We start from the raw sequence: 25319 nt of genomic DNA, 5'->3' as shown, positions 1-25319 counted from the left end.
GCTTCAAGGACACTCCCGAACGCCTTTGAAACGTCTTTGATTCGAATGTGATACGTCTTTGAACCCTGCCTTCTCCCTCTCTTCAACGGGAAAACTACGGGTTTTCAACGTATCTTGTCCCGAAAAAAGTTTACACCCAGCACAATAAACCAATGCCAGGATTAAAAGAATACCCAATCGAGTAAACCGATTTTATGGAAACAATAACGATTCTTACTCTAATTTTTTACTTTTTCTTCTCTCTCTTCAATAAATCCCCTATTTTCTGCCGAAGCTCCTTCCCGCATAATCCTTTGGCTACAATACAATGTTCCCCATCCACAAGATACATATAAGGAACCTCTCGCACGAGATACGAGTTTGCAATCTTACCATTGAATCCTTGGAGATCCGATCCGTTCGTCCAAATCATTCCGTCTTGCCCCACAGCGTAGCGCCAATGAGCAATATTCTCGTCCAACGAGATACTGATAATTTCCAACCCTTGGGGTCGATATTGCAAGTAAAGTTTCACTAATTCTGGAATCTCTTGACGACTGTCCGCATTCTCGGATGACCAAAAGTGTATCAATTTCAACTTCGCAGGAAGGCCATACAGAGTAAACGTATTGCCATCAGGTTTGGTTGCGGTAAAGTCCGGAGCAATCTTTCCCATCTCCAAGGCAGCGTAACGATCCAACATCGCAGCGATTTCCTTACCGGGAGCCGTGCCCCGGGCAACCTCCCCCAGCGCTTCGTATTTTTCCCGCAAGCTATCTTCCGTATCGCCACGCATACCAAGAGCCACCACGTAGGCTATAACGTACAAGTCGGGATATTTTTCACGTAGCGCTTTCTCTTCTGCCCGGGCAACCGCAATCGCCTCCTCAAATTGTTTCATGGCTGCCTTCACACCCACTTTATCTCTTGCCTGTTCTGCTCGAGTATATACCTGTTGTATTCGTCCTTGCTCCCGTAAAAGTCGATTACTGATTCGGTTAAATTGTCCAAAAATTTCCTGCTGTTCTCCTCCTTGAATCAACGCACCTTGCTTACTTAAATTGATCGTGAAAGGCACGTTTTCCAAAATCAAGGGAATCATTTCTTTCCCATTTGATATCATAATGTAGGCTGCAGAAGGACTATCCACTTTACCCGTGAACATGAATACTCCATTTTTTATTAAAGTAGTTGCTAATGTGTCCTGTCCCCCCTCATCTATTAACAATAACAATGTACCATCCGTCAACCCATTCGCTTTGCCCGTAATCCGAAATTCCTCTTGTGCATAAGCGACAGATATATCCACCGCCGCCAATAGTAATAATATCCATTTTTTCATCCTCTTTATTTATTCGTTTTCTCTCAACAATTCTGTTATGGAAAGACATATTAATTAAAATCTTAGTTACTAAAAATACCACAGGCAGGGCAGGAAAACACTCCTTCCTGCCCGCAGTATGAAGCACGCACACTATATTATTTATATTCCGAGAACGGAACAAAATCTCCCAACCGCAAACTGAACAAAGCCGTTCCATTATCAACCTCTTTCGTATGACGGTTTGACATTGTCAAGCGAACGTAGCGCACGGGTCTCCGCAACTCCTCAGGAATAACGATCATCGTTGTCTCTCCAAACGAATTACCAATAGTAACGGCCCCATCCTCGTATGTCGCATTTTTCCAAATGTAACCATCCTCGCTTAGTTCGATCTTTATGGAAGAAAGCAACCACGAGAGTTCCTCTTCAATATCCTGACTAGAAGACATTGTACTTGGATCGGGTTGTACCACCTTGAATCCTTGCAATACCTTCAATTCCTGCATATCAAATTTGACCTCGAACACCTTTGCTCCAAGAGTCAAACCCGGTTCAAAACAAGTCATCGGATCATCATCAAGTAACAAACCAGCTCCATTCTTCTTGTTCCCGTTGTAAGTCGTATCCGAACACGTCACCTTCCATTCATCCATGTTCAACGGTACGACCTCCTTCATATATTGCAAATTTTCACCTTCTCCTTTTTCCGTCAACAAGGGTGGAGTTCCCGTCATCCAACTGCCATCAATCTTTCCAGCATCTTGCAATACCCATTCGTACGACAAATCCGAACCCGAAACATTGACCGTGTTGAAGAAATAATGTCCGTAATAAGCTCCCATAGGATCAGCCAACCCGTTATAACGTATGGCCTCCACGCCATAAACATCCCTCAAAAACTGGAGTGTCACCCAGCCTTTGTACTCATCTGTCGTACTACGATTTTCTGTCGTATGCCCGGGTAGCATATAGCGATTCTCCCCAAGAATAACTTTTTCCAAACGAGTGAAATAAAGTAAATCCTGAAATGATGTTATATCATAATCCAATTTCACGGTTGTAATCCTATCTACCTCACTTTCCCATGCCGGCCCATACGTGTTACGCATCCACGAGGAGAATCCGGGAGACCACACCCGTTCTCCGAGAGCCAAAGGCATCTCATCGAACTCGATTTCATCGATACAACTCGTAAGACGTCCTTTCCGGGTCACCGTGAGTGGTTTCGAAAAATCAATTCCCAAACCGTCAACATCCGGAATAAGGAACATGTAATCTCGCCCGTAAGTTCCATACGGAGCTTTAATCTCAGCAGACATGTGTTCTTTGATATTCCACTCGTGTTGCTGCTCATCAGTTCCCCAATAATGAAGAATCAATTCTTTCAAATTATCATTATCCTCGTCCAGAATGACAGCCAACCGATCCTTCATCGGATAAAAATTAACAATTCCTTGCGTGAATGTGCGCAAATCCTCGTGCGCTTTCGTGTAAGGTCGTCCATACTTTTCCACCACAATTGATTCTGTACTGTCCGCTGAAAGGTTACTTACCCGTACCGAGTAAACGGCATCTTGCAATCCTTCCAAGTAAACGGTATCCATCGTTCCCGTGTTCACCTCGCCGTCCTTCCTGTCAATGTAACGCACGAACGGTTTGGTGTCTTTTTCAGATTGCCACGTGATCTTTACCCGCTTGACTGTCGCATCCAAGTTGTCCCGCCATGTCACTCTCAATCGTTCCCAACCCGGGGCCACTTCCATATCTGAACATTTACCCACGTAACGAATCTTGCCATCCCCGGCAAATTCATCGTACGTGTCTTCCAAATCCTCGCAACTTGCCATAAAAAGCACTGCTAAAAGCCACAGTATGTAATATAATTTATTTCTCATAATTTCTCCGTTTCTTAATTTACTCTGCTTTCACACACACTTCCAATTCATTAAACGTAACATATTCTGTCGGATTTTCCTCGAAACCATTCCAACGGGCACTATCGTAGGTGTCCTCGATGACAAAAAACAAGTATTGGAAAGACTCTCCCGAGTAATTACATTCCATATTCAATAAAACAGGCTCCGCTTTCTCCACTTCTTCAGGCGTTGCTTTCGAATAATCATTCGTGGCAAAAGTATATTGATCAGACTCATGCGCCCAAGAATACCTGAACCCCTGATAGAAGGAAGGATTATCATTCAATTCAAACAAGCGTGTACAAGAACGAATGTCCACCGTTTCCGGATTTTCATTCGTCCCGTAAAGCTTTATTTTGCTCGGAAGCCGGGAAATATAGTATCCACTCCATATAGTACTCGCAAAAGGATGCTTGTCGTCATTCGACGGATAACTAGTTCGATAATTCAAAAAAGCATAAAGTCGCACGGCAGCCGGCACCATTTTCTTGCCCAAATCAATGATAAATCGCTTATTAAAAGCATAAGGTCCAGCTACAAATGTTGCATATTTATACCGGTCGCCTGACAATAATTGTTTATGATGTCTCGTACCTTTAAAATCTCCGTCCAAAAGGTACTTCAACCCGATTTCATAGGTTTCATTTTCCACGATATCACCCATAAATTTGAATTTAAAATCACCGGGTGTCAAGGTGTCCATCGTCAAACATGGCAATCCGGTTACCACCCGTTGTTTCACACGCTTACCGCTATAGTCATCCGTTCGAACAATCACATCTACCGAATCTAAAGCCTGTTTCAATGTAAAATTAAGCGTGTCCCCGCCTTCCATGATGGGCATACTGGACATGAGAATTGAATCCGGTTCGTGCGTCAGCGGATTCGTCCCAATATAAAATATGTGAATCATACCACTCACAATCTCCGGAGAGGAATACGTCACGTTGAAACCTCCCCAAAAGGAATTTACTTTCAAACTATCAAAAACTGCCACAGTAGCAGACTTTTCTGTATTGAAGGTTACCTCTATTGGCTCTGTTTCTTCCATGTTGCGATTGAAAAATGACACTTGAGCAGTGGCCCCCTTACATGCTTCCGTGAAACCGCTTAACAATACCGTATCAACAAGATACGTCCCATGTTTTATCAACGTCTCTCCCCATGCGTTCATGTAGCGTACTCGCACACCGAAAACATCATCGTTATCCGGTAAATAGTACTTCATCACCGCCCCTCCCGGTATAGATCTAAATTCCAAAGGTTTTCGGAATTCGACAGGAACATCAAAACCAATCTCGTCATCGTCCTTGCAGGCCACAAAACCGGAAAGTATCAATAATAAGAATAATATTTTTCGCATCATAATTTTAAATTTAAAATTCCAAACTTCCTATTTACCACCCCGGATTTTGTTTACAACCCGAAATCATGATTTCCTCACTCCGAATAGGCCACAAATAATCTCTCGGAGCCACGAATGACCGATCCGCATCCACAACCACGGGCCCGTTACCATTGTTATAAAAACTTTGGGTATTATTACCAGTGACTACCCAACCGTACACTTTCTCGTTCAATTCCGAATGAGCCGTCTTCCAGCGACGCAAGTTCCAAAAGCGCATGCCCTCGAAAGCGAACTCGATGTTCCATTCCCGGTGAATAATCTCGCGCATACCATCTTGGTTTGACACCTTGCTTTTATCTCTTGCCATAGCCCAAGAATCTTCCACGTCAGGAATTCCGGCCCGTTTACGAATCACGTTAATATTACGGTACACATTCTCGCCGGGTCCCTCATACTCGTTCCAAGCTTCCGCGGCAATCAGATACAATTCAGCCACACGAATCACCGGGTAGGGAGCAACCCCCATGGCTTTTTCACCGGTCTCATAATTAGTAATATCCACTTTCGAACAACTCCACTTTTTCATCCAATAACCGGTCAGGTTTTCAGGAACGGTCGAGGTGAGCCTTCTTGCTTTCAATCCAAAATTCTCTCCTTGATAAGCTTCCACTTTATAAAGATCGTTCAAACTCCTTCCCAAACGCCAATAACAACGATCTGCAGCAATATCCGCATAGAAACGTGGTTCACGACGGGTGTGTAACACCGGAATATCCTCGTCCAACGCTACCACGTCAGTATATTTCGGATCTTTTTCCCTCGTTAAATTGTATATGCTTCCCCCGGCATAACTCGGATCCTGATCAATTGGTAAACCGTTATCCGTGTAAAACATCTCCACCATCTTCATGCTTGGGCTAATGGTCGTTCCCTGTAATAATTTGTTTTTATCCGAATTCAGATTAGGCAATGTATATGTCCAAAAACCCTCCTCTTTAGCAGTTCTTCTCTTTACCAAAAATAATACTTCATCGCTATCATAATTATATGTCTGAGTTGAAGCCTCTATATTAAGCATGTGTGTCTGTAAATCCGTCATTCCACTCTGATTATCCACCAATTTTTTCCCGCCTTCCCTACAAGCTTCAATCGCGGCTTCAGCAGCCTCGGCTGCAAGCAACCATTTATTCTTATCTTTCGTCGCGCTAAACAGCAACTCCCCGTTTTTATTCGTGAAATTGACATAATCCTGATTCCCATTAAAAAGATCTGAAGCCTGATAAAGCAAAGCCCTCGCCTTAAGTGCCAAAGCAGCCTCTTTGCTAAAATAAGTACGTCGATTGGTCGCTTTTTCATTAAAATGAGGTAAAACTTCGGCTGCCTCGTCACACAAACGTACTATCGCAAGGAAACAACTATCCACGTGATTACGAGGCAATTTCATTTCCTTAATCGAAAGATTTGGATCGATGTTTTCCGGAAGTAAAACAATAGGCCCGTAATGACGCACCAATTCGAAATAATAATACGCCTTCAGTGCCTTTACCTCTGCCTTCCATTCGCTCTTTTCCCGATTTTCCATGTTATACACCTGATCGATTTTGTTTATAAAAATGTTACACAAACTGATCGCCGTGTAAAAATCTGTTCGACCGACACTTCCCGACATCACCTCTTTATGCGACCAAACATCATCATACGGATCCAATGAATTTTGCAAGCCGGACGTGATACTAAAACTGGGGAAGAAACCCTCCCAACGATTAAGCACATAATCACACGCCATCACTTCGTCCGTTCCGAAAAGCCAAGCATTTTCTATCGTGGAAATAGAACGCATCAAAAATGCATAACAACTCTCTAACCAAGCATTTGCTCCATCACGAGTTTCGAAATCCGTATCAATCGTAGCGATGTCCTCTTCCGGCACGATATCCAACCAACTATCACAAGCCGAGAACAAGAAAAACGGTATCAATAATAAAAATAATCTACGTTTCATATTATTGTTCATTTAAATTTAGAAACTAATATTCACGCCCACGGCGTAAGTTTTCTGTATCGGATAATTAAATCCGTTTTGTCCCAATTCCACGTCCCACAACTTGAAATCGGAGAACATGAAAGGATTATTTGCCCGGGCAAAGAACTTCACGCTCTGCATACGAAGTTTATTCCTCAACGAACGGGGCAGATTGTAAGCCAGTTCCAACGACGTGCAGCGCAAGAAACGACATTCACGCATGAAATAGGTTGAACGGCGTTCCTCCGCATTGTTCACGTTATTCCAATCCTCTTGCGGGTTATTAACGGTAATACTCTGGGTCGATAAACGAGGCCAAAAAGGCCGATCGCTCATGTTCTCTTCTGTCCAGTGACTGTCGTAAATAGCTTTCAGCATGGCGTGGTCATCGACAAACGGGGACAATGCCGCCGGATTCATGAAAAAACCGCGATTTCCAGATCCCTGGAACGAGAAGTTAAATTCCCAATTCTTATAATTGATGAACCCACTAAAGCCGTACACCATCCGCGGAGTTTCGGGGAATCCGATATGCACAGCATCCTCAGCATTAATCACCCCATCCCCATTGATGTCTCGGTAACGGATATCTCCCGGCATTGCCGCCGGTTGGGCCGGAGCGTTGTCTATCTCGGCCTGATCATTGAATAATCCTTCAGCGATGTATCCCACCTGTTGCGAAAGCTCGTATCCTTTCCTCCACTGATAGCGAGGCTTATCCGTTGATTCCTCAAGTTCTTTATAAACAGCTTTGTTATAAGTAAAGGTCCCGTTCAGTATAATCCAGAAATCGGAAGAAAAAGCATGTTGTACTTTCGCGGCAATGTCAAATCCACGAGCACGCACCTTACCCATATTGTCAAGCGGGGCAATCTCTATACCCACAATGGCGGGAATCACCGTACGCTGCTCAATAATGTTATGGCGTATTTCCTGATAAATATCAACATTAAGTTCTAAAACATCCTTAAAGAAACGAGTTTCCAAACCGAGGTTAATTTGCTCAGAAATCTCCCATTTGACATCAGGGTCACCGTAATTTTTGATCTGTTTACGCCCGAAATTATCTTCATTTCCTGCTTCCGGGTGCATTCCTGCCGCTACGCTAGTAGTACCAATTTCCGGCATATACACGAAACGAGGACTTTTTATGATACCGTCATTCCCCACTTTCCCCCAAGAGCCTCTCACTTTCAGGAAAGAAATCCAGTTGCTGACCCCCTGCATAAAATTTTCTTTTGAAACCACCCAAGCCGCTCCTGCCGCCGGGAAAAATCCCATCCGATTGTTTTTCGTGAAACGTTCCGAGCCATTATATCCAAAACTGGCCTCCACAAAATAACGATCCATAAATCCATACGTCCCACGCATAGAGAAACTCAAATTCCGATGCTCGATACTTTCAAAAAGTTTAGAATTCGGTGCACCGAAAGATTGTTGAGCTTGAAACACGCCTGTCAACGAAGTTTGATGATTTCCCCACGCTGCCGTGTGAAGCAAACGCCCCTCGTACACCCACTGCGTGTTTGTCGACGAGGAACTTCCTCCCATTGGAATTTCCAAAGTCCGTCTTCCCGCTTTAGAATTCACGTTCGTCAAAGTATGTTCGCCTGTTTCGAAGTCATAACCACCGTTTTCCGGATCCATATAATAGAAAAACGGTTCTGTCGAGTAAGTTGTCTCGTCGTACCCTGATTTCGAAAGCGACACGCTAGCCCGAAGTTCCAATCCTTTTAACAATGAAGATAGATTATGAATGTATTCTGCACGAGAAGTAACCGAATAGCGTCCACGACTTTTGTACCCTTGCTGTATCGTGGCATAAGGGTTGACAGCATTCCCGCCAGGAATATTCCCAAACCGTAAATGAGGCCAACCGTATTCCTTGTCCCCGGATAAATGGGAGCAAAATTCACAGGAGAAGCGTTAAACGCCATAGCGTATGCCTGTTGCACTTCTGCCATAGGGCCGTGATATTTATCAATAGAAAAAGAAGTGTTCAGCAACAAACGGATACCGGCATTCAAATTAATATTCAAATTAACACGGGAAGAAAGCGTGGAGTTTTTTATATTCACGTCAAACTGATTTAACCGATCAGTCTTCAACATTCCCTGATCATTCACGTAATTCACAGACGCGTAATATTGCATCACACTTCCACCTCCCCGCACATTTAATCCCACACGATGATTAATAGAATAATCCTTAAACAGAATGTCGTACCAATCATTCGCCGGATACACCCACGATGGGAAACGAGGATCTCCCGTACGCTCTATCTTTGTCAAAGAATAAGCCGGACTTGCCAATGGATTCCGCGTTAGTAATGCCTCATTGTACATACGCATATACGTCTGGGGATCCACAACCTCAATGTTATCCGTCGGCATGGAAGCCACCATCTCGTAACGCACTGAAGTGTAAACGCTTCCTTCTTCACCTTTCTTCGTCGTAACTAAAATAACGCCATTTGCCCCACGTGCACCGTACATTGCGGTTGCAGAAGCATCCTTCAAGACGGAAAAACTCTCGATATCCTCCGGGGCCATACGTGCTAAATCCAAACGGGAAGATTCCACGCCATCAATCAAGACCAAAGGTTCAGAAACACCACTGGAAGAACTGATACCTCGAACATAAAACTTCGTGTTCATCTCCTCTTCGGTTAAAGCTCCGGGAGCCCCTCCCGTTTGCCAGCCTATAATACCGGCTATTTTCCCAACAAAACTAGACGTCAAATCACTACTGGACGATTTCAAATCCATCGGACGAACCGTGGTAATGGCAGATACCACGCTCTCTTTCTTCTGTTCACCGAAAGCGACCACGGTCACCTCATCAATATTCTCGGCAGTGGGATTCAACGTGATATTCAACTTTGTTTTACCTTTAATCGCAACAACTTCTGTTTTGTAACCGATAAATGATACTCGTAATGCATCTGTCGCTTTAGCCCGTATCTTATAGCGTCCCTCTATGTCGGTTGCCACCCCTTGTGTACTTCCTTGGATCAACACGGTAGCACCTGGAATAGAATTTCCTCTCTCATCAACCACTCTACCGGAAACTTCTATCAATTTATTCACGGAATCCCTCGTAACAATTTGCACTGGCTTTATTACAACCACGTTATCCACGTATTCCCACGTGAATCCTTTCCCGAAAATATCACGCAATACTTGACCTATTTTTACGTTCTTCACATTCAGTGTCACCGTTTTTTGGATGTCCACCTCGTCAAAACTATAAAAAAAATCCAGTTGTGTTTGTCGTTTTAATTCCGAAATCACTTTCAAGAAAGGCATATCTTCCACTTTCAACGTTACCATCTGATCCTGCGCTTTCACAGATGCAGAGAGAGAAAGAACAAAACCACATATTAACAAAAAAGTTAGTTTCATAATCATTAAAATTTTCGCACGTGATTTTTTCAACGGAATCCACGTGCCCGTTCGTTTTTTTTTCATACTTTTGTAATAAGAGTTAAACAATTATCCTTCAGGGATCGCGAGTTCCTGTCGGACGTTTATCATACCGGGAGTTGTTGCTGCAAATCCCGGTTTGCTTTTTTATTTTTGTCTATCTATTTTTATTTACTTCATTTACAGTCACAATGCGACCATTCACGTTAAAACGGACTCTAGTTGTTTTCTCTATAATTGCAAATATCTGATTCGCCGTGTATTCCTTGTTAATCACCCCGGCAAAAGCAAAATGTTTCACTTTTTCAGAAGTAAAGAAGAAATCAATGTCATACCAACGTTCCAGTTGCACCGTGATCTCCTCCAACGTGGCTCCCTCGAAATAGAACTTCCCGTCGATCCAAGCGGTATAAATGGACGTATCGACCTCTTTTGTCGTAAAAGTTCCGTCTTTCCATTCCGCTTGTTGCCCCGGTAAAATAACCTCTCCTTTCCCGGTCAACCGATCACCCACTCGCACCTTACCACTCACGAGCGTTGTCCGGATAGCCTGTTCCGCAACATAAGCACTCACGTTAAAACTGGTTCCCAGCACCCGCACGTCCACCTCTTTCGCTTCCACAATAAAAGGTTTCGCAGTATCCTTCGCCACCTCGAAATACCCTTCCCCTTCCAGATACACCCGCCGCTCCTTTCCCTCGAAACGAGTCGGGAAACGAAGTCTCGATTCCGAATTCAAGTACACTTTCGAACCATCAGCCAGAATCAATTGATACTCCCCTTTCCGGGGGACAATGATCGTGTTGTACTCGATCTTAGTGGGTGTCCCGGTCACCCGTTCATACGTCACGCTTTTAGAAGAATCGAGCCGGATGCGAACATCACCTTTATTCAGGATAGTGTCACCGGCAAGCAAGGACAAATCGATCCTTTCCCCTTGTTCCATAAGCAACACGGCACGAGGTGTTCCGGCTTCTATCTCCGGGACCACTCCCGCCACAAGAACATCCTTTTTCTCCCGTGAGCTTATCCATAAAATTCCGCCCAATAACAAAGGCAACATCGCGGCAGACACCCAACGCCATGCAGACACACGCCTCCGGTTCTTCCCCTCTCCCCGGTATTGCTTAACGACCCGCCACATCTTCTCTCGGTCTGCCACCAGCTCGTCTTTTTTCCGCATCCCGACCTCTTTCAGCACACGCCTCACCCCGGTAAAATCCTCCTCCTTCCATATCCTCTCCCACTCGGCATCCCCCGGCTTGACCTTGCCCTCCAATATCGCCCGTAACCAATCTTTCTCGTCTTTTGTACTCATACTATCTCGTTTTTTTAACGTAAAGCCTTCCCATCCGACTTTCTACACGTAAAGCGAGAAGTAGATCAATTAGGGTGAAAAGAAATCGTGATTTTTTTTAGAAATTTGTAATATTTCTCTTTTTTGCCCGTCGATAGCTATGATAGCAACCAAAACCAGCACGAATCGCCAACTCCGTCATGCACTCTCCCGCGTAAGTCGAATCGGCCAACAAAGACTCCATCTCTCGAAGACGGCAATCATTAATATAAGCATTAAAATTCATCCCGTACGTGCGGTTAATAAACGTGGAAAGATACGTGCGATTGGTCTGTAATCCCCCGGTCAGGTCCGTTATCTTCAATTCCGGGTTCAAGTAAGGCTTTTCCTCTCGCATATATTTCTCGAACCTTTCCTTATTCAAAAGCGGTGGTTTCTTGATAACCAAACGATCACCGGACGCCCCCCTCTCGCAAGGACACAAGACGTAATTCCCCACGATAACATTATAAGATATAATCGAGAACTGCAACAACAAAATACCGATCGGGAGAAAATCGACCCAATAACTTTCGGCAAAAAGAGGCTCCAATAGTGGCATACACAAAGAAACGAGAAACAAAAGCAACACGCTCCCTAACCAACGCAAGGGAGGCTCTCCCATGTCGCCCGACCGCTCCCGCGTAAGATGCCAGTAGCGGAACAAACGTTTCAGCCCCAGCAAAGTATAACAAAGACAAAACAGGAACGCCACCATCAACTGGGACGTGAAAAAACGAGTAAAATAAAAATAAACATCTTCCAGCGGACTATCCACGGCCACGATCGCTACCTGCACGTCCAAAGGCACGAAAAGACTCCATACCAGAAGAGCGAACGGGATCAGCACGGGCAACCCGTAATGCCACGTGGAAAAATGCTCGGAAGAATCCACCCGTGTCAACCAAAAAACAACATGATAGAAGGTCACGGACATCATGATAAACGAACAATAACACAAGCTATTCAAATAAACGAAAAGACGAGGCGACCACGTATAGACAATCACACAGGCCCACCCGAAAGCAACCGAGAAATAGAAAAAGAATAGCCCCCGTTTCAAGTAACGCTCTTCCTCCTGCACGCTATCCTTATAAGTAAGGAGCATTAACAAGCAACAGGTCAGGGCCGAGATTACCGGAAACAGGTTCGTGAGAATCGATATCCATGTTTGCATACTCATATCACACAAATATATCAAAAAACGTGCAATAGCACCCTGTATAACAGACACTTTAATTATCATCATTCGTGCATTTCGTTCAAGATTCACACACTGCAAGCCCACTTCGAACGATTTGTCATGTTATCTTTTTTCACTTTTGAACGATTTGAACGGTCGATTTATATACTTTGCACATCCCGGTTTTCTTCTTTAACCTATTTTTACCGGAAAGAATTTATCATCTAAAAACACTATGGACGACGAAAACTTATTTGAAACAGATCTTGCCGATTCAGCTTGGCGATGGGATTTTATCGACTTCTGGGCACAACCCCTAAGTCAAAGAGGCATGAAACTTGGAAAGGAAAAAGACGACAAGGTGCCATCCCCGGAAAAGGATCAGTGACCTGTTCTTTTCCTGAAGAATGATCAAGACCTATTGTCCCGCCTCTTCCTTGAAAAAAGAATTACACAGGATTAACATGAAATTTTTATCCCGATCGCCAAACTCGGACTTAATTTTCTTGTAAGCGACCTTGACCTGTGTCTTCACCGTATTCACGGACACGCCCAATTGTTCGGACACGTCCTTGTAACTCAATCCCTCGATACATCCCAAAATAAAAATCTCCTTGCACTTGGGCGGCAAACTGTCCATCACGATTTGCAGCCGCTCGTACAACTCTTCGAAATTCTCGGAATCCTCACTCGATTCTTCTCCGGACGCCATCATTTCTCGCTGGTAGCGTCGCTCCACCTCCGCGTGAAGCTTACGATCGATACAAGAGTTTTTGACGGAACGACTTAAATAAGCATAAAGAGAACCGGAATGGGAAATTTTCGCCCGATTCACCCACAGGTAAATAAACGTGTCCTGCACGATGTCCTCCGCCTCTGCCCGGTCCCCGACAAAACCCAAAGCGTAAAGATACAGTTGTTCCGAGTAAGACTCGAAAAAAGAATTGAACGCACTCCAATCTCCTTCCTGCATTTTCCGGAACAAAACTAACTCATCCTGCATAAACCACATATTCTTATTGATAGCAAAAATAATGATTCTCTTTATATTTTACGCTCCCATGACAGGAAAATACGAAAATTCGTATATAATCGCTTCCCCCTTCTCCCGCTTTCAACTATCCCTTCTCCCCCTTCCCACGACATCCGAACCTATTTTACCATATAACAAATATAGTACACGACACACCCTTGTTTCAAATATAATCGTATCAAAAATCAATTTTATCGAAGGTGAATGCTAGATGAATGCAGGATGAATGCTTCGTGGTCTAAATGAACTTATAGCAAAGTCTCTATAGAATTTCGGGCAAACATAGTTTAAAGCCATCGTAATACCAGCCCTTTCACAAAGCAATAATCTCCCATGTCCCATCTCACGCCCTTTCATCACCCTTTCATCGCCCTTTTACCATACACGATGAAGAGGGAGAAAAACCTGAAACAAGGCCTAGAGGAGATTATTACAGATATATATCCCAAACACTTCAATGGTTTTACCCTGAAAATACAGCAACACCCCATCGGTCATCAATATTTATTCCACCGAAGAGTTTCAAAAGAAATCAGAATCGTTTATATTTGCATCACTATTAAGATAAAAGCTAAAAAAGAAGACATGGCACAGACTCCATCTATCCCGAAAGGAACAAGAGACTATTCACCGGAAGTTATGGTGAAAAGAAATTATATATTCGACACGATCAAATCCGTATTCAAACTTTATGGTTACCTGCCGTTGGAAACTCCGGCAATGGAAAATCTTTCGACCCTTATGGGGAAATACGGCGAGGAAGGGGATAAATTACTTTTCAAAATACTGAACTCCGGGGATTTCTTGGCACCTGTCACCAATAGCGAAGTGGAGGAACGTAATATCCCCCGGTTGACCAACAAGATTTGCGAGAAGGGATTGCGTTATGACCTGACCGTACCTTTTGCCCGATTCGTGGTACAACACCAAAATGAAATATCATTCCCGTTCAAGCGCTACCAGATTCAACCCGTGTGGCGGGCCGACCGTCCGCAAAAGGGACGCTATCGCGAGTTCTACCAGTGTGACGTGGATGTCGTGGGAAGCGATTCCTTACTGAACGAGGTGGAATTGGTTCAAATCGTGGACGAGGTGTACAAACGGCTGAAAATAAACGTACGCTTATTGATCAACAACCGGAAAGTGCTGGCCGGAATTGCCGAGACGATCGGGCATCCCGACAAGCTGGTTGACATCACCGTTGCCATTGACAAGATGGACAAGATCGGAGCCGAGAACGTGAACGCCGAACTCCGGGAAAAAGGAGTGTCAGAAGAGGCCATCGAGAAATTACAGCCGATTCTACACTTGGAAGGTTCCAACGAGGAGAAATTGACCCGCTTACAAGAAGTCCTGAAAGGCAGCGAAACCGGATTAAAAGGAGTTGCAGAACTCTCCACCGTGTTCCGTTACCTGAATCAACTGGACATCCAAACAGAAGTAAAACTGGACCTAACACTTGCCCGAGGTTTGAGCTACTACACCGGAGCCATTTTTGAGGTAAAAGCCAAGGACGTGGAGATCGGGAGTATCACCGGGGGGGGACGTTATGACGACTTGACCGGAATCTTCGGGATGAAAAATATGTCGGGTGTCGGCATATCCTTCGGGGCCGACCGCATCTTCGACGTGATGAACCAACTGGACATCTTCCCCAAGGATTCCACGGCAACGACCCGTGTACTTTTCGTGAACTTCGGGGAAAAAGAGGAGGCTTTCTGTCTTCCCGTGCTGAAAACCCTACGGGCCGCGGGAATCAATTCCGAGATATACCCGGAAGCCACCAAGATGAAGAAGCAAATGACTTACGCCGACAAAAAGAGTATTCCCTACGTGGCCTTAGTCGGTGAAAACGAAATAAACAATAACGTGGTCACGCTGAAAAATATGCTCACCGGAGAACAAGAAAGTGTAGCCGTTTCCAGCCTGGTTGACAAACTAAAAAGCGAGAATTAAAATATGCAACTCTATCGCAAAGAACAACGTCCGCTGAAAAGCCACGGATTTGATGTCAGATTCCCGTGATCGGGCATCTAACGGTTGCAAGTTACAAGTTCACAAGTTACAAGTTTAAATCACTTGCAACCTGAAGAATCGAAGATTCAACCTGTAACTTATTATGTGTGTGCGTAATTTTCAATTTCTAATTTTCAATTTTCAATTAATTATGACTCATTATATAACCCCAGAGAAATTAACTTTCGAGCAAATCGAAAAAATCTTAACTAAAAAGTATAAGTTAGCTTTATCAGACGAAAGCAAAAAACTGATCAATGATTGCAAGGCTTACTTGGATCACAAGATCGCAACTTCAGACAAACCGTTGTACGGGATCACGACCGGGTTCGGCTCTCTATGCAAAATTTCTATCTCGCAAGAAGACTTAAGCCAATTACAGGCTAATTTGGTAATGTCTCACGCTTGCAGCTTGGGAGAACCCGTGCATAAAGATATTATCCGTTTGATGCTGTTGTTGAAGGCTCATGCTCTCTCTTTAGGAAAATCCGGGGTACAACAAGTGACAGTAGAACGTATTATCGATATGTTCAACCATGACGTTCTTCCCGTGGTGAAAGAGTTGGGTTCTTTGGGTGCATCCGGGGACTTGGCCCCACTGGCAAACTTGTTCTTGCCGTTGATCGGAGAGGGTGAAGTATTCTACAAGGGAAAAATCTATCCAGCAAAAGAAATTAATGCCAAATTTGGCTGGGAACCCATCCAACTGGGAGCCAAAGAAGGATTGGCCTTGTTGAACGGTACTCAATTCATGAGTTCTCACGCTGTTTACGCTTTATTGAATGCCTTCAAAGTGGTAAAATACGCTGACATTATCGGGGCGTTATCACTGGAAGCATACGACGGACGTATCGACCCGTTCTTGCCGCAAATCCACGAGGCCCGTCCTCATCCGGGACAAATTGAAACAGCCCGCAATATCCGCACCTTACTGGAAGGTTCAGAATTCCAGAAAATGGAAAAAACTCACGTGCAAGACCCGTACTCTTTCCGCTGTATGCCGCAAGTGCACGGGGCAGTGAAAGACACCGTGGCTTACGTGGCCTCTGTCGTTGAACGGGAAATCAACTCGGTAACCGATAACCCGACGATTTTCATGGAGGATGACTTGATCATTTCCGGGGGTAATTTCCACGGTGAACCGCTAGCACTGGTATTAGATTTCTTGAGCATCGCTATTGCCGAATTGGGTAGTATCTCAGAAAGACGGGTATACCGTTTGATTGCCGGAGATCGTAAAACACCTGAATTCCTCGTTGCCAATTCCGGCTTGAATTCCGGTTTCATGATCCCGCAATACGCCGCTGCCGCTATCGTCAGCAAGAACAAACAATTATGTTCCCCGTGTTCCGTGGACTCCATCCCGTCATCCAACGAGCAGGAAGACCATGTCAGCATGGGTGGTAATGCCGCAACCAAGACCGTGAAAGTGATCGAGAACGTGGAACGCGTGTTAGCTATCGAATTGATGAATGCCGCACAAGCCATCGATATGCAACGTCCGACGAAAACATCTGAATATCTGGAAAACTTCTTGGCAGAATTCCGTACCATCGTACCGTTCAATAGCCAAGACCGGGTAATGTACCAAGACATTGAGGCTGCCGTTGAATTCTTGAAACAGGGAGAATTTGCTAACTTCGAATAAATCAATATAATGATATGAAAAAAGCCGGTGAAAACCGGCTTTTTTCATATCATTATTCAACTTTAACCCACTTCACGGCATCTGCAATGATTATTTGGTAACAAGTAACATTTGTATTTCTTCTTAACATTCTTGTTTTTATTACCGGTTGCAAATCAGTTCCACCCTTATCACTTAATCGTACAAAGTAATCCCCCTCACGGAACTCATATGTTCCCAACTCAATCCATCCCGGAGTTTCCTCGTTCAGATCCAGCTCTACATAAGTATCTCCTTCCTCCGAAAATACTTGATAATACAACCTTGCATTTTTCAAAAAGGAACCCAAGAAGGTTGCATACAAAGATTCCGGGACATGAGCGACAACACGATATTTTCCCGGTTCTTTAATCTTCACTATCCACTCGGCATACTCTTCCCCAATCCCAGCCTTTTTACAGTAAGCACTCTTTATTTTATACCCATATAAAGAAGAAGAAATTGAAAGAATCCATTCATCACCCACATCCTCCACACTCTGGTACTCTCGTTCTTCTTGAAGATGTTCGCCCCATTTCTTCCGCTTATCCTTTCCCACCAAACGGAAACCGACATCTTCATTATCCACAACAATTTCATTCGGCGATAACCTAAAACTACTACTATCAGCATCTCTAATTCCTTCCCAATCCCACTCTGTTTTCTCTGTATCATTGTACATTATAGAAATTCTATCAGGTAAATTACAACATAAACCCAGTTCCACGGAAAAACTCGGTATAGTATAGTTCCTCACTCGAACCTCTTTACAACTTTTCGCTGGAATTAAAAAATAGTTCGGCCGTTGCCGACGTAATTTCTGATCATACCCATCCACCTTTAGTATACCATCGACATCCGAAGGATTATATACCTTACAATACCCTAAAGGAATATCATTATAAGATTCCATTTTCAAGTCTTGAACAAACAAGATTGGTAGTTGATTATCATCATAGTAGCGATCCAACAGACTATCTATATTCACATTGAATTGATCTTTAAATTCACGAGCAAAAACATCAAAATCAACTCGTTGAAAAGAATGACGTTTTACAAAATCCTCGATAAAATCCCACATATACATCATCTCTACCCGAGTCGCAATTAATGAATTGATATGCTCTCTTTTCTTTTTGAGCATCATGTATTCAACCGGATTATCCCTATCCATCAATGCTCCACGCAAGCTTTTTCCATCCCAATATTGAATAATTTTCACCTTTTCATTTAATGATAAATGATCTTTAGACTGACCGGAAAACCGCATCTCGTATATCAAATCTCCAATACAAGGAAACTTATCCGAATATATTGTGGCTCGAAATTCCTGATACATAGGCATAATATTATAAATCGGTTCGAAAAAACGATTTATCACATTTGACCGCAGAACAACCCCTTCTCTCTCAAGAACTCTCTCGGTCTTTATTACTTTCAAAATATCCTTCATCGACCTATAAGATTCGGTAAAAAGTTTCTCCGGGAAGAACACAAATTCAGGTTGCACGAAATTACTTCCCAATTGGCCCTGTCTAAGATAAGCTCTAAAATTCAATGGCATTTCGACTATCGACAAACGATTCGTTGGAAGTGAATTTCCTATTTGATGTTTCAACATTCCCAACTGATCAGATATTAATAATCTCAAGGAATCTGACGACAAACGATGATCTTTAACCCAAAAATCATGCCCCGGGAAATAATATACCCCGAATGAAAGTGAATCAACGGTTATCGTCTTCTGTTCATAATCCCCTATACATAAACTAAGACGAGGCAACGGATGAGCATTGGAATAACTAATCCCTTTTTCATTTTTCTCCATGCAGCCTTGAGAAATAACAGCCTTACCTTCTTGCCCTTCCACCTCCAATTGATAATCCGTGAAATCGAAATCTTTCATTGAAGGCATTTGCAGGTTCACTGGTGGTACTGCCGATAAATACCACAAACATTCGGGCAAAAGAATTGTATATTTATTCCCAACATGGGCAAAACGTCCTCCATTACTATACAGTTCATGCCGGGTTTTAGGCATCTTCCCCAATGGATCAGCAGAAAACGGAAGAACTCCCATACGGGTATTATGATATTCTTCATCAGATAGTTCTAAATAACAAATAGCCTCATCAATTGTTCCCTCATACTCTACCCGCAAAGGTAATTCCTCCCCACACTCCATTTTCCGATTCATGACAACCACGTGTCCTTCTCGATTATAAGCCAACTCCTGCCCTTCACTTGTCAAAGAAACAATGCCTAATCCGGGATTCAAATAAAGTATCGGGGAGTCTATCGGTTGCTTGCTCTTATTCACCAGAAGTAAAAGACTTTCAACGTTCAGCCTGTTCCCGGATTGTTTATACACCATACGGTTGAAGACAACCTGGACCCGATCATTCTTCATATATTTTTCCTGGGCAATCCTGAATCTTACACGTCGTTGATTTATATCCATGTAAGTATTCAAATATAATGTACCCGCTAAGATTCCCAATAGGACGAAACCACCCGCTAAAATTCCCAATACTTTCCGAAAAGCAGAACGTCTATCATCCATACGTTTCATTAACAGCATCGACAAAAATATCAGACCGACTCCACAAGAAAAGTATGCCAAGCGATGTAATAGGAAGATCACGATATTGGCAAAACCGATTGCATCAGAAAATAACAACGGCTGGGAACGAGCCCATGGATCAAACATTCCATATAATGTCCACGGAGCGGTAAAATAACACCCGATGAACCCAATCATCAAAAGCAATAATGCCAGATAATGATTACGAATCAACATCGCAACAAACAACGAGATTCCAAGAACAAACACCAAGGCAGGGAAAGTCAACGTCAATAAATAAAACAAATAGAGAAATGGATTAAAAGCTACCGTCTCCATGAATAACAAATGAATCATGATAGCGATTCCTATTGAAACAAGATTCAACAAGAGACAGATCTTCATTACCCCCCATATCTTTCCAAACATATACTCCATGTTTGTCTCGGAACGACTTAAAAAGGTTTCATTGGTACCTAACTGCCGATCCCTCCAGACAAATTCCACCCCGACAAAGATAACCAATAAAGATTGTAACAAATTGAACAACCATGCATTCATGTAAGGTACCGTAGCAGATAAAGCAGATTCCACCCATACAGTGGAATCTACTTGTAAATACCATTGTACACCTGTAATTCCAAAAACAATACAAATAAGAAAAATCCAAAACAACAAATGTCTCCGAATGATCTTTCTCTCATAACTTGCAATTAGTCGGATTTTATCAAGTGCCATACTTTATTGGTTTAAATTGAAATTCAAACAACGGAGCGAATTGAATCCCGTTTAAAAATAACGGTGTACGATCTTTATCGCTTTAGAACGAGACATCTCACCGGGGCTTGTTCCAAGAATACCCTCCGGGATCGGAGTTTTATGGCGCTCGAAATGTTTCTTCCACAAGGGACTGGTTTCCCCCGTCTCCTTGTCTTTAAATGACATTGGAGTCGCCTTGAAAATCGGTTTCCCGTTAGGACGCAAAAAAGCCAAATAGATGATCTCACTACAATAATATTTATCATTATCCGGTAAAAACACGTAATCATAAGGTTTCCCTAAAAATGATTTCAATATTTCTATCGCACGGGGAATGGACTTCTGATATTTCGGTTTCAGCCTCCCGACCACAACCACCGGATTCCCGTTCACGGATTTAGCCTGTTTAAGAAATTTTTCTAACGGGGTTTTACAAACGTCGGGCTGAGTGGCCTCCAACACGAAAACCTGTCCATCCTCAACCAGCACAACCCCGACATGGGAAAAGTTCAAGTCATCCAAACTGGTTGTCACGTTTTCGATTGCCTTCACAAAAGAGGTTCGAGCCTTATTGGTCTGAAACAGGATATCTCCTGTTTTCAGATCAAAAGGTTTTTGGGCGTAAAGAGCTATCGTTAGTAACAAAACACCCAAGCTTAATATAATTTTCTTCATCATGCTGTCATTATTTACGATTCGGGAAAATAAGTACGGCAATAAAGCCATAAATTCCACATACCAATGTCACGGCCAGATCCAAATAATTAAATAAATTCCGCATACTCCGTTTATGGTACAACTTGATACAGAGTAACAATAAGGTTAACACTATATTCAAATAAATAAACCGTTGTATATCATAGGCCTCCACTTTCAACTTTTTGGCCCCATCACGGGTGAAACGAGCTTTAAAGGGGAATACATAGTTCTCTCTCTGTCCCACTTTCGAATTTTCGTAGAGAGGATAAACCAATGTTTCGGAAGCCAGCAAATTATGCTCCTTGTCCACCACGTAAATTTTTACACGATCCAAACCGTACAATTGATAGGTATAGAAGAAAAGGTCCTCACTCATCGTAATCAGACTCCCATAGTCTTTGTAATCATATATCGGGAGCTGAAAGAAACTATAATCTTTGATACGCATCAAATAGATGTTATAGTTCTGATCGTACACGTATCCATAATTTACATTATCCACGAGACAATTCATTCCATTTACCTGCATACCAACAGGAAGAGGTATTTTATGACATTGAGGTTCTCCATCATACATTTTTAAATGGAAAAAATCGTCCTTATTGTCCACCATAAAATAGCCATCATCTTTTGATTTGGAAGTGGAAGGAAGTCCATAAATATTCTTTATCGGGAATTGTATGCCTTCATTCTTCATGGCCCGGGTAAAACGTTCACTCTTTTCCTTGTTCACGCCTTTAACCCGATTAATATCCGTTTCAATAAATTCAATCCCGTCATCTGTCAAGCGAAACATATCTTCAGGAAGTTCCATTTTTATCCGATCCGTATGGGATTCGAACATCCACAACAAAGATTTTCGTCCGGGTCCAGCCCCAAGGAACAAGGGGAAACGTGCCGCATCCTGTATCATCTGTAAGGTCACGTGTTGCCCGCGAATTGTATCGGGGAACCGGTTCTCGTACATTAATTGCCGACAATTCTTCATCGGGAATATATCCATCAATGCTTTCGTGTCGTAAGTATTCCCGGCTCGATCTCTTCCGACCTGAATCTCACGTAACTGTACCGTGTCGTATTCATATTTCAAGGTAACAAAATCATTCAATATCTCGCTAAATACGAGCTGAGTACGTCTTTCCCTTTGTTCGAATGTTTTCTTATATATTTTAGGGAACTCCAACGCCATTACCAATACAGCCAATAGCACCAGAGCTAATCTTATCATCTTTGGTATCATATTATTTTTCTCCTATTTTAAAACGATTAGCCGTATATATCATTCCAAGACTCGCGATGACCAGTACTATAATCATTAGTACATAGAGATTCGACATATTACCTCCCAACAGGTAAATATCCAATAATTCATACACCACGATCGCATATAAACACCGGAATTTCCAACTGGGTTCCATGGCAATCATTGCCACGAAGAAATAGGTCGTAAATCCTCCCAATATCCAAGGCAAGAAAGCATTTATAGCCATAACATGCATCTCCACCGGAAAGAAATAAAGGTCTATCGTGAAAAACAGTATCATGAAGATGACCATCAATGAAAGAATCATGAGAAACCCATATAAAACCATCGTGTAAAGCATCACAATTTCATTCAACGGTAAATGCAGAGTTAATTTGATTCTTTTTTGCAGGACCTCCGGCAAATACTGCGATCCACCAATCAACAAGGCAATGATAAAAGGGATATTCTTGAAAATCCCATAATGCGGTTGTCCGGCTTGTGTAAACCATTCAAAAACATAATTCGATCCTCCATCAGCATTTATAATATTGCTATTCAAGCCAATGAATGCATATAATATTGTTCCCACTCCCAACACCAGAGAAGCAAGTACAAACCATTTCGTTTTTAACCATTCTTTATAAAAAAGATGTAATGCCATAATCTTAATATTTACCTGTTAAACCAATAAAAGCATCTTCCAAAGTCATCTTTACAGGTTTAAAATCAGAATATTCCAACCCTTTTGCCTGCAACATGGCCTGTACTTCTTCTGCCGATGCATACGTGTAAAGTTCATAGTGATTTTTAATTCGATCCATCTCAACAGTCAGTGATTCTTCTTTAAGATTCACATCATCCCGGTTCAGATCAAATGTAAACTGGTGGAACTTTTCCATAAATTCAGATGCCGATCCTCGCATTAATACCCGGTTATAATCCATGATCAACACGTCGTCGATCAATCGCTCCATATCCTGAATAATATGAGAGGTCAAGAATACGGTTTTATTTCCGGCCTTGGCATATTCACGCATATGATCCACGAACAAGCGACGATAGCCGGGATCTAATCCTAGAGAGAAGTCATCCAAGATCAGCAAATCCGGATCTTGAGCAAGAATTAGTCCTAAAGCCACTTGAGCCCGCTGGCCGCATGACATACTGGAAACTTTTTGAGAAGGAAGTATTTTCATCCTTTTCATCAGATCAAAATAGGCATCCCGATTCCAGTTTTTATAAAAACCGGAATAAAATTTCTCGATCTGGTAAATATTCATAAACGAGTACTGTATATGTCCCTCGATCAAATATCCTAAACGCCGTTTTGTTTCCGGACTCAAATTCTGGGTCGATTCCCCATAAATCAAACACTCCCCGGAACGAGGTTGCAGAAAGCCATTCAATATATTAATCGTGGTCGTTTTACCACATCCGTTTTTTCCCAATAATCCCATGATATGCCCTTTCTTCACCGAAAAATTGAGATTTTCATAGATTAACCGTTTCCCATAATAGTGGGTCAGATTTTTACACTCTATTATATTTTCTTCCATTACTATCTAGATTAATTTATTTTCGAATCGGATAAATCAACACGCTTATGAATCCAAAGACTCCAAATGCCACGACCATGAATAGATCAATGATATGGAACGGATTCTTCACATTCAAACCTTTACGTCGTTTTATATACAATAGAACTCCAGCTAACACGAGATTCAACCAAATGAACTTGACGAATGGTTGCCCCTCGGAACTTATATAATATCCATTAATATAAGAGTAGGTGGAAGTTACAAACGGGAAGAGGAAACCTTCAACAACTCCCGCAGCCGATTCTTCATACACGTCGGAATGAACCCCGTATTTATCCAGTAGTTTATAGTCCCGGTCAAAAATATATAGTTTCTCGTAACCATCTTTCTGGATAGAGATCATGTGGTAGAAGAGATTACCCATCACGTCAAAAACTTTAAATTGATCGTAGTTAAACTCATCCAAATCCAACTTGATAATCTGATTGTCCACGGTCAGAATATATACTCCGTTATTATCTCCAAAAAGATAAGCCACAACTTCCGGATGATCGGGTTCACATTCAACTCTTCGCAATTTGATTTGATCGGGAAGTTCAATTTTACGGCAATCCGGCTTATAAGCATGGTAGCGTACTTGAAATAACTGATCTTTACTATCCACAAAGAATAAACCGTCATCCCGCTTATACCCGGTAGCAGATCGACCATACAATTTTTTTGCCGGAGGACAATAGCCCAATTTCCGTAGTTCCTGATCAAAAAGGGCACTTTTTTCTTTATCTACTCGTCCATCCTCGCAGTTATAGAATTCAATCCCGTTCCGGTTTACCCGCATCATATCATTTGTGTAAATATACCCGACACGATCCGTCCCCCCGTGAACAAGCGGAGACATGGCATAATACCGACCCCGCTCTGTCAGATTTACGATGTGCCGATAATTATTTTCTGCCACAAGCTGAGGTGTCACCGGTACACCGGCCACGGTATCCGGGAATTCATTCCGTTTTAGTAATTGCGGCATACTGGAGAAAGGTACCATCCGTTCATATTCCTGACGAGAATATTCATTTCCAAGCGTATCTAACAGAACTCCATCTTTTAGTCCCCATATCACAAACTGTTTAGTCACCTCACTATAATTCAGCGAGACATATTTTACATTCCGTCTGAACGAGGTTTTATAAAAATCCGGTAGAACTATTGACGCTATAAAAACCGTCAATAGTATCATTATGATTCGTACTACTTTTGCTGTCATA

At 42.6% G+C, this 25319-nt stretch carries 16 protein-coding genes and 1 pseudogene; 3 read left to right on the top strand and 14 right to left on the bottom strand.

What is annotated here, in order from left to right; translation table 11 throughout:
• Nucleotides 1-226: 226 nt before the first annotated feature.
• The 7 genes and pseudogenes from QVC79_RS06475 to QVC79_RS06445 form a co-directional block, all read right to left on the bottom strand.
• The gene (locus QVC79_RS06475) at nucleotides 227-1321 is read right to left on the bottom strand and encodes a TlpA disulfide reductase family protein (protein WP_270594178.1); all 1095 of its coding nucleotides are present in this window, start codon (nucleotides 1319-1321) and stop codon (nucleotides 227-229) included.
• A gap of 137 nt (nucleotides 1322-1458) precedes the next feature.
• Nucleotides 1459-3198, bottom strand: coding sequence for a DUF4998 domain-containing protein (locus QVC79_RS06470; RefSeq protein WP_270594179.1), 1740 nt, complete (start codon nucleotides 3196-3198; stop codon nucleotides 1459-1461).
• A gap of 19 nt (nucleotides 3199-3217) precedes the next feature.
• Entirely contained in the window at nucleotides 3218-4585 is a 1368-nt protein-coding gene (locus tag QVC79_RS06465) for a DUF4959 domain-containing protein (RefSeq protein ID WP_287642457.1), read from the bottom strand.
• Between the two features lie 31 nt (nucleotides 4586-4616).
• Nucleotides 4617-6569, bottom strand: a complete 1953-nt coding sequence (locus tag QVC79_RS06460) for a RagB/SusD family nutrient uptake outer membrane protein (RefSeq protein WP_270594182.1) — start codon at nucleotides 6567-6569, stop codon at nucleotides 4617-4619.
• An 18-nt stretch (nucleotides 6570-6587) separates the two neighbouring features.
• A pseudogene (locus tag QVC79_RS06455) lies at nucleotides 6588-10000 on the bottom strand (TonB-dependent receptor).
• Nucleotides 10001-10172: 172 nt separating this feature from the next.
• Nucleotides 10173-11333 carry a FecR family protein gene (locus tag QVC79_RS06450; protein WP_270594183.1) on the bottom strand — a complete coding sequence of 387 codons (1161 nt, stop codon included), beginning with the start codon at nucleotides 11331-11333 and terminating at the stop codon, nucleotides 10173-10175.
• Between the two features lie 97 nt (nucleotides 11334-11430).
• Complete coding sequence (locus tag QVC79_RS06445; protein WP_287642456.1) at nucleotides 11431-12600, bottom strand: AraC family transcriptional regulator; 1170 nt, start codon at nucleotides 12598-12600, stop codon at nucleotides 11431-11433.
• Nucleotides 12601-12769: 169 nt separating this feature from the next.
• Between QVC79_RS06445 and QVC79_RS06440 the strand changes: the two genes are divergently transcribed.
• Nucleotides 12770-12922, top strand: a complete 153-nt coding sequence (locus QVC79_RS06440) for a hypothetical protein (protein WP_270594185.1) — start codon at nucleotides 12770-12772, stop codon at nucleotides 12920-12922.
• 30 nt (nucleotides 12923-12952) lie between these two features.
• Here QVC79_RS06440 and QVC79_RS06435 read toward each other — a convergent pair whose 3' ends face one another.
• Nucleotides 12953-13537, bottom strand: coding sequence for an RNA polymerase sigma-70 factor (locus QVC79_RS06435; RefSeq protein ID WP_229783007.1), 585 nt, complete (start codon nucleotides 13535-13537; stop codon nucleotides 12953-12955).
• A gap of 615 nt (nucleotides 13538-14152) precedes the next feature.
• Here QVC79_RS06435 and hisS point away from each other — a divergent pair.
• Together hisS and hutH are read left to right on the top strand one after the other, a co-directional pair.
• The gene (gene hisS / locus QVC79_RS06430; RefSeq protein WP_270594187.1) at nucleotides 14153-15523 is read left to right on the top strand and encodes a histidine--tRNA ligase; all 1371 of its coding nucleotides are present in this window, start codon (nucleotides 14153-14155) and stop codon (nucleotides 15521-15523) included.
• A 211-nt stretch (nucleotides 15524-15734) separates the two neighbouring features.
• Entirely contained in the window at nucleotides 15735-17231 is a 1497-nt protein-coding gene (hutH, locus tag QVC79_RS06425; protein ID WP_087419727.1) for a histidine ammonia-lyase, read from the top strand.
• Nucleotides 17232-17283: 52 nt separating this feature from the next.
• On the opposite strand, the gene QVC79_RS06420 is transcribed toward hutH, so the two are convergent.
• The 6 genes from QVC79_RS06420 to QVC79_RS06395 are packed head-to-tail and all read right to left on the bottom strand — an operon-like array spanning nucleotide 17284 to nucleotide 25318.
• The gene (locus QVC79_RS06420) at nucleotides 17284-20550 is read right to left on the bottom strand and encodes a golvesin C-terminal-like domain-containing protein (protein WP_270594188.1); all 3267 of its coding nucleotides are present in this window, start codon (nucleotides 20548-20550) and stop codon (nucleotides 17284-17286) included.
• A 51-nt stretch (nucleotides 20551-20601) separates the two neighbouring features.
• Nucleotides 20602-21249, bottom strand: coding sequence for a YiiX/YebB-like N1pC/P60 family cysteine hydrolase (locus QVC79_RS06415; RefSeq protein ID WP_270594189.1), 648 nt, complete (start codon nucleotides 21247-21249; stop codon nucleotides 20602-20604).
• Between the two features lie 7 nt (nucleotides 21250-21256).
• Nucleotides 21257-22498, bottom strand: a complete 1242-nt coding sequence (locus tag QVC79_RS06410; protein WP_270594191.1) for a DUF4857 domain-containing protein — start codon at nucleotides 22496-22498, stop codon at nucleotides 21257-21259.
• A 13-nt stretch (nucleotides 22499-22511) separates the two neighbouring features.
• The gene (locus QVC79_RS06405; RefSeq protein ID WP_270594192.1) at nucleotides 22512-23177 is read right to left on the bottom strand and encodes a hypothetical protein; all 666 of its coding nucleotides are present in this window, start codon (nucleotides 23175-23177) and stop codon (nucleotides 22512-22514) included.
• A 4-nt stretch (nucleotides 23178-23181) separates the two neighbouring features.
• The gene (locus tag QVC79_RS06400) at nucleotides 23182-24072 is read right to left on the bottom strand and encodes an ABC transporter ATP-binding protein (protein WP_087419723.1); all 891 of its coding nucleotides are present in this window, start codon (nucleotides 24070-24072) and stop codon (nucleotides 23182-23184) included.
• 16 nt (nucleotides 24073-24088) lie between these two features.
• On the bottom strand, nucleotides 24089-25318 hold the full coding sequence (locus QVC79_RS06395) for a DUF4857 domain-containing protein (protein ID WP_270594194.1): 1230 nt from the start codon (nucleotides 25316-25318) through the stop codon (nucleotides 24089-24091).
• Nucleotide 25319: the final 1 nt, after the last annotated feature.

Source organism: Butyricimonas sp., assembly GCF_019423355.1.
Taxonomy (GTDB): Bacteria; Bacteroidota; Bacteroidia; order Bacteroidales; family Marinifilaceae; genus Butyricimonas; species Butyricimonas faecihominis.
This window is presented reverse-complemented; position numbering and strand designations above follow the sequence as displayed.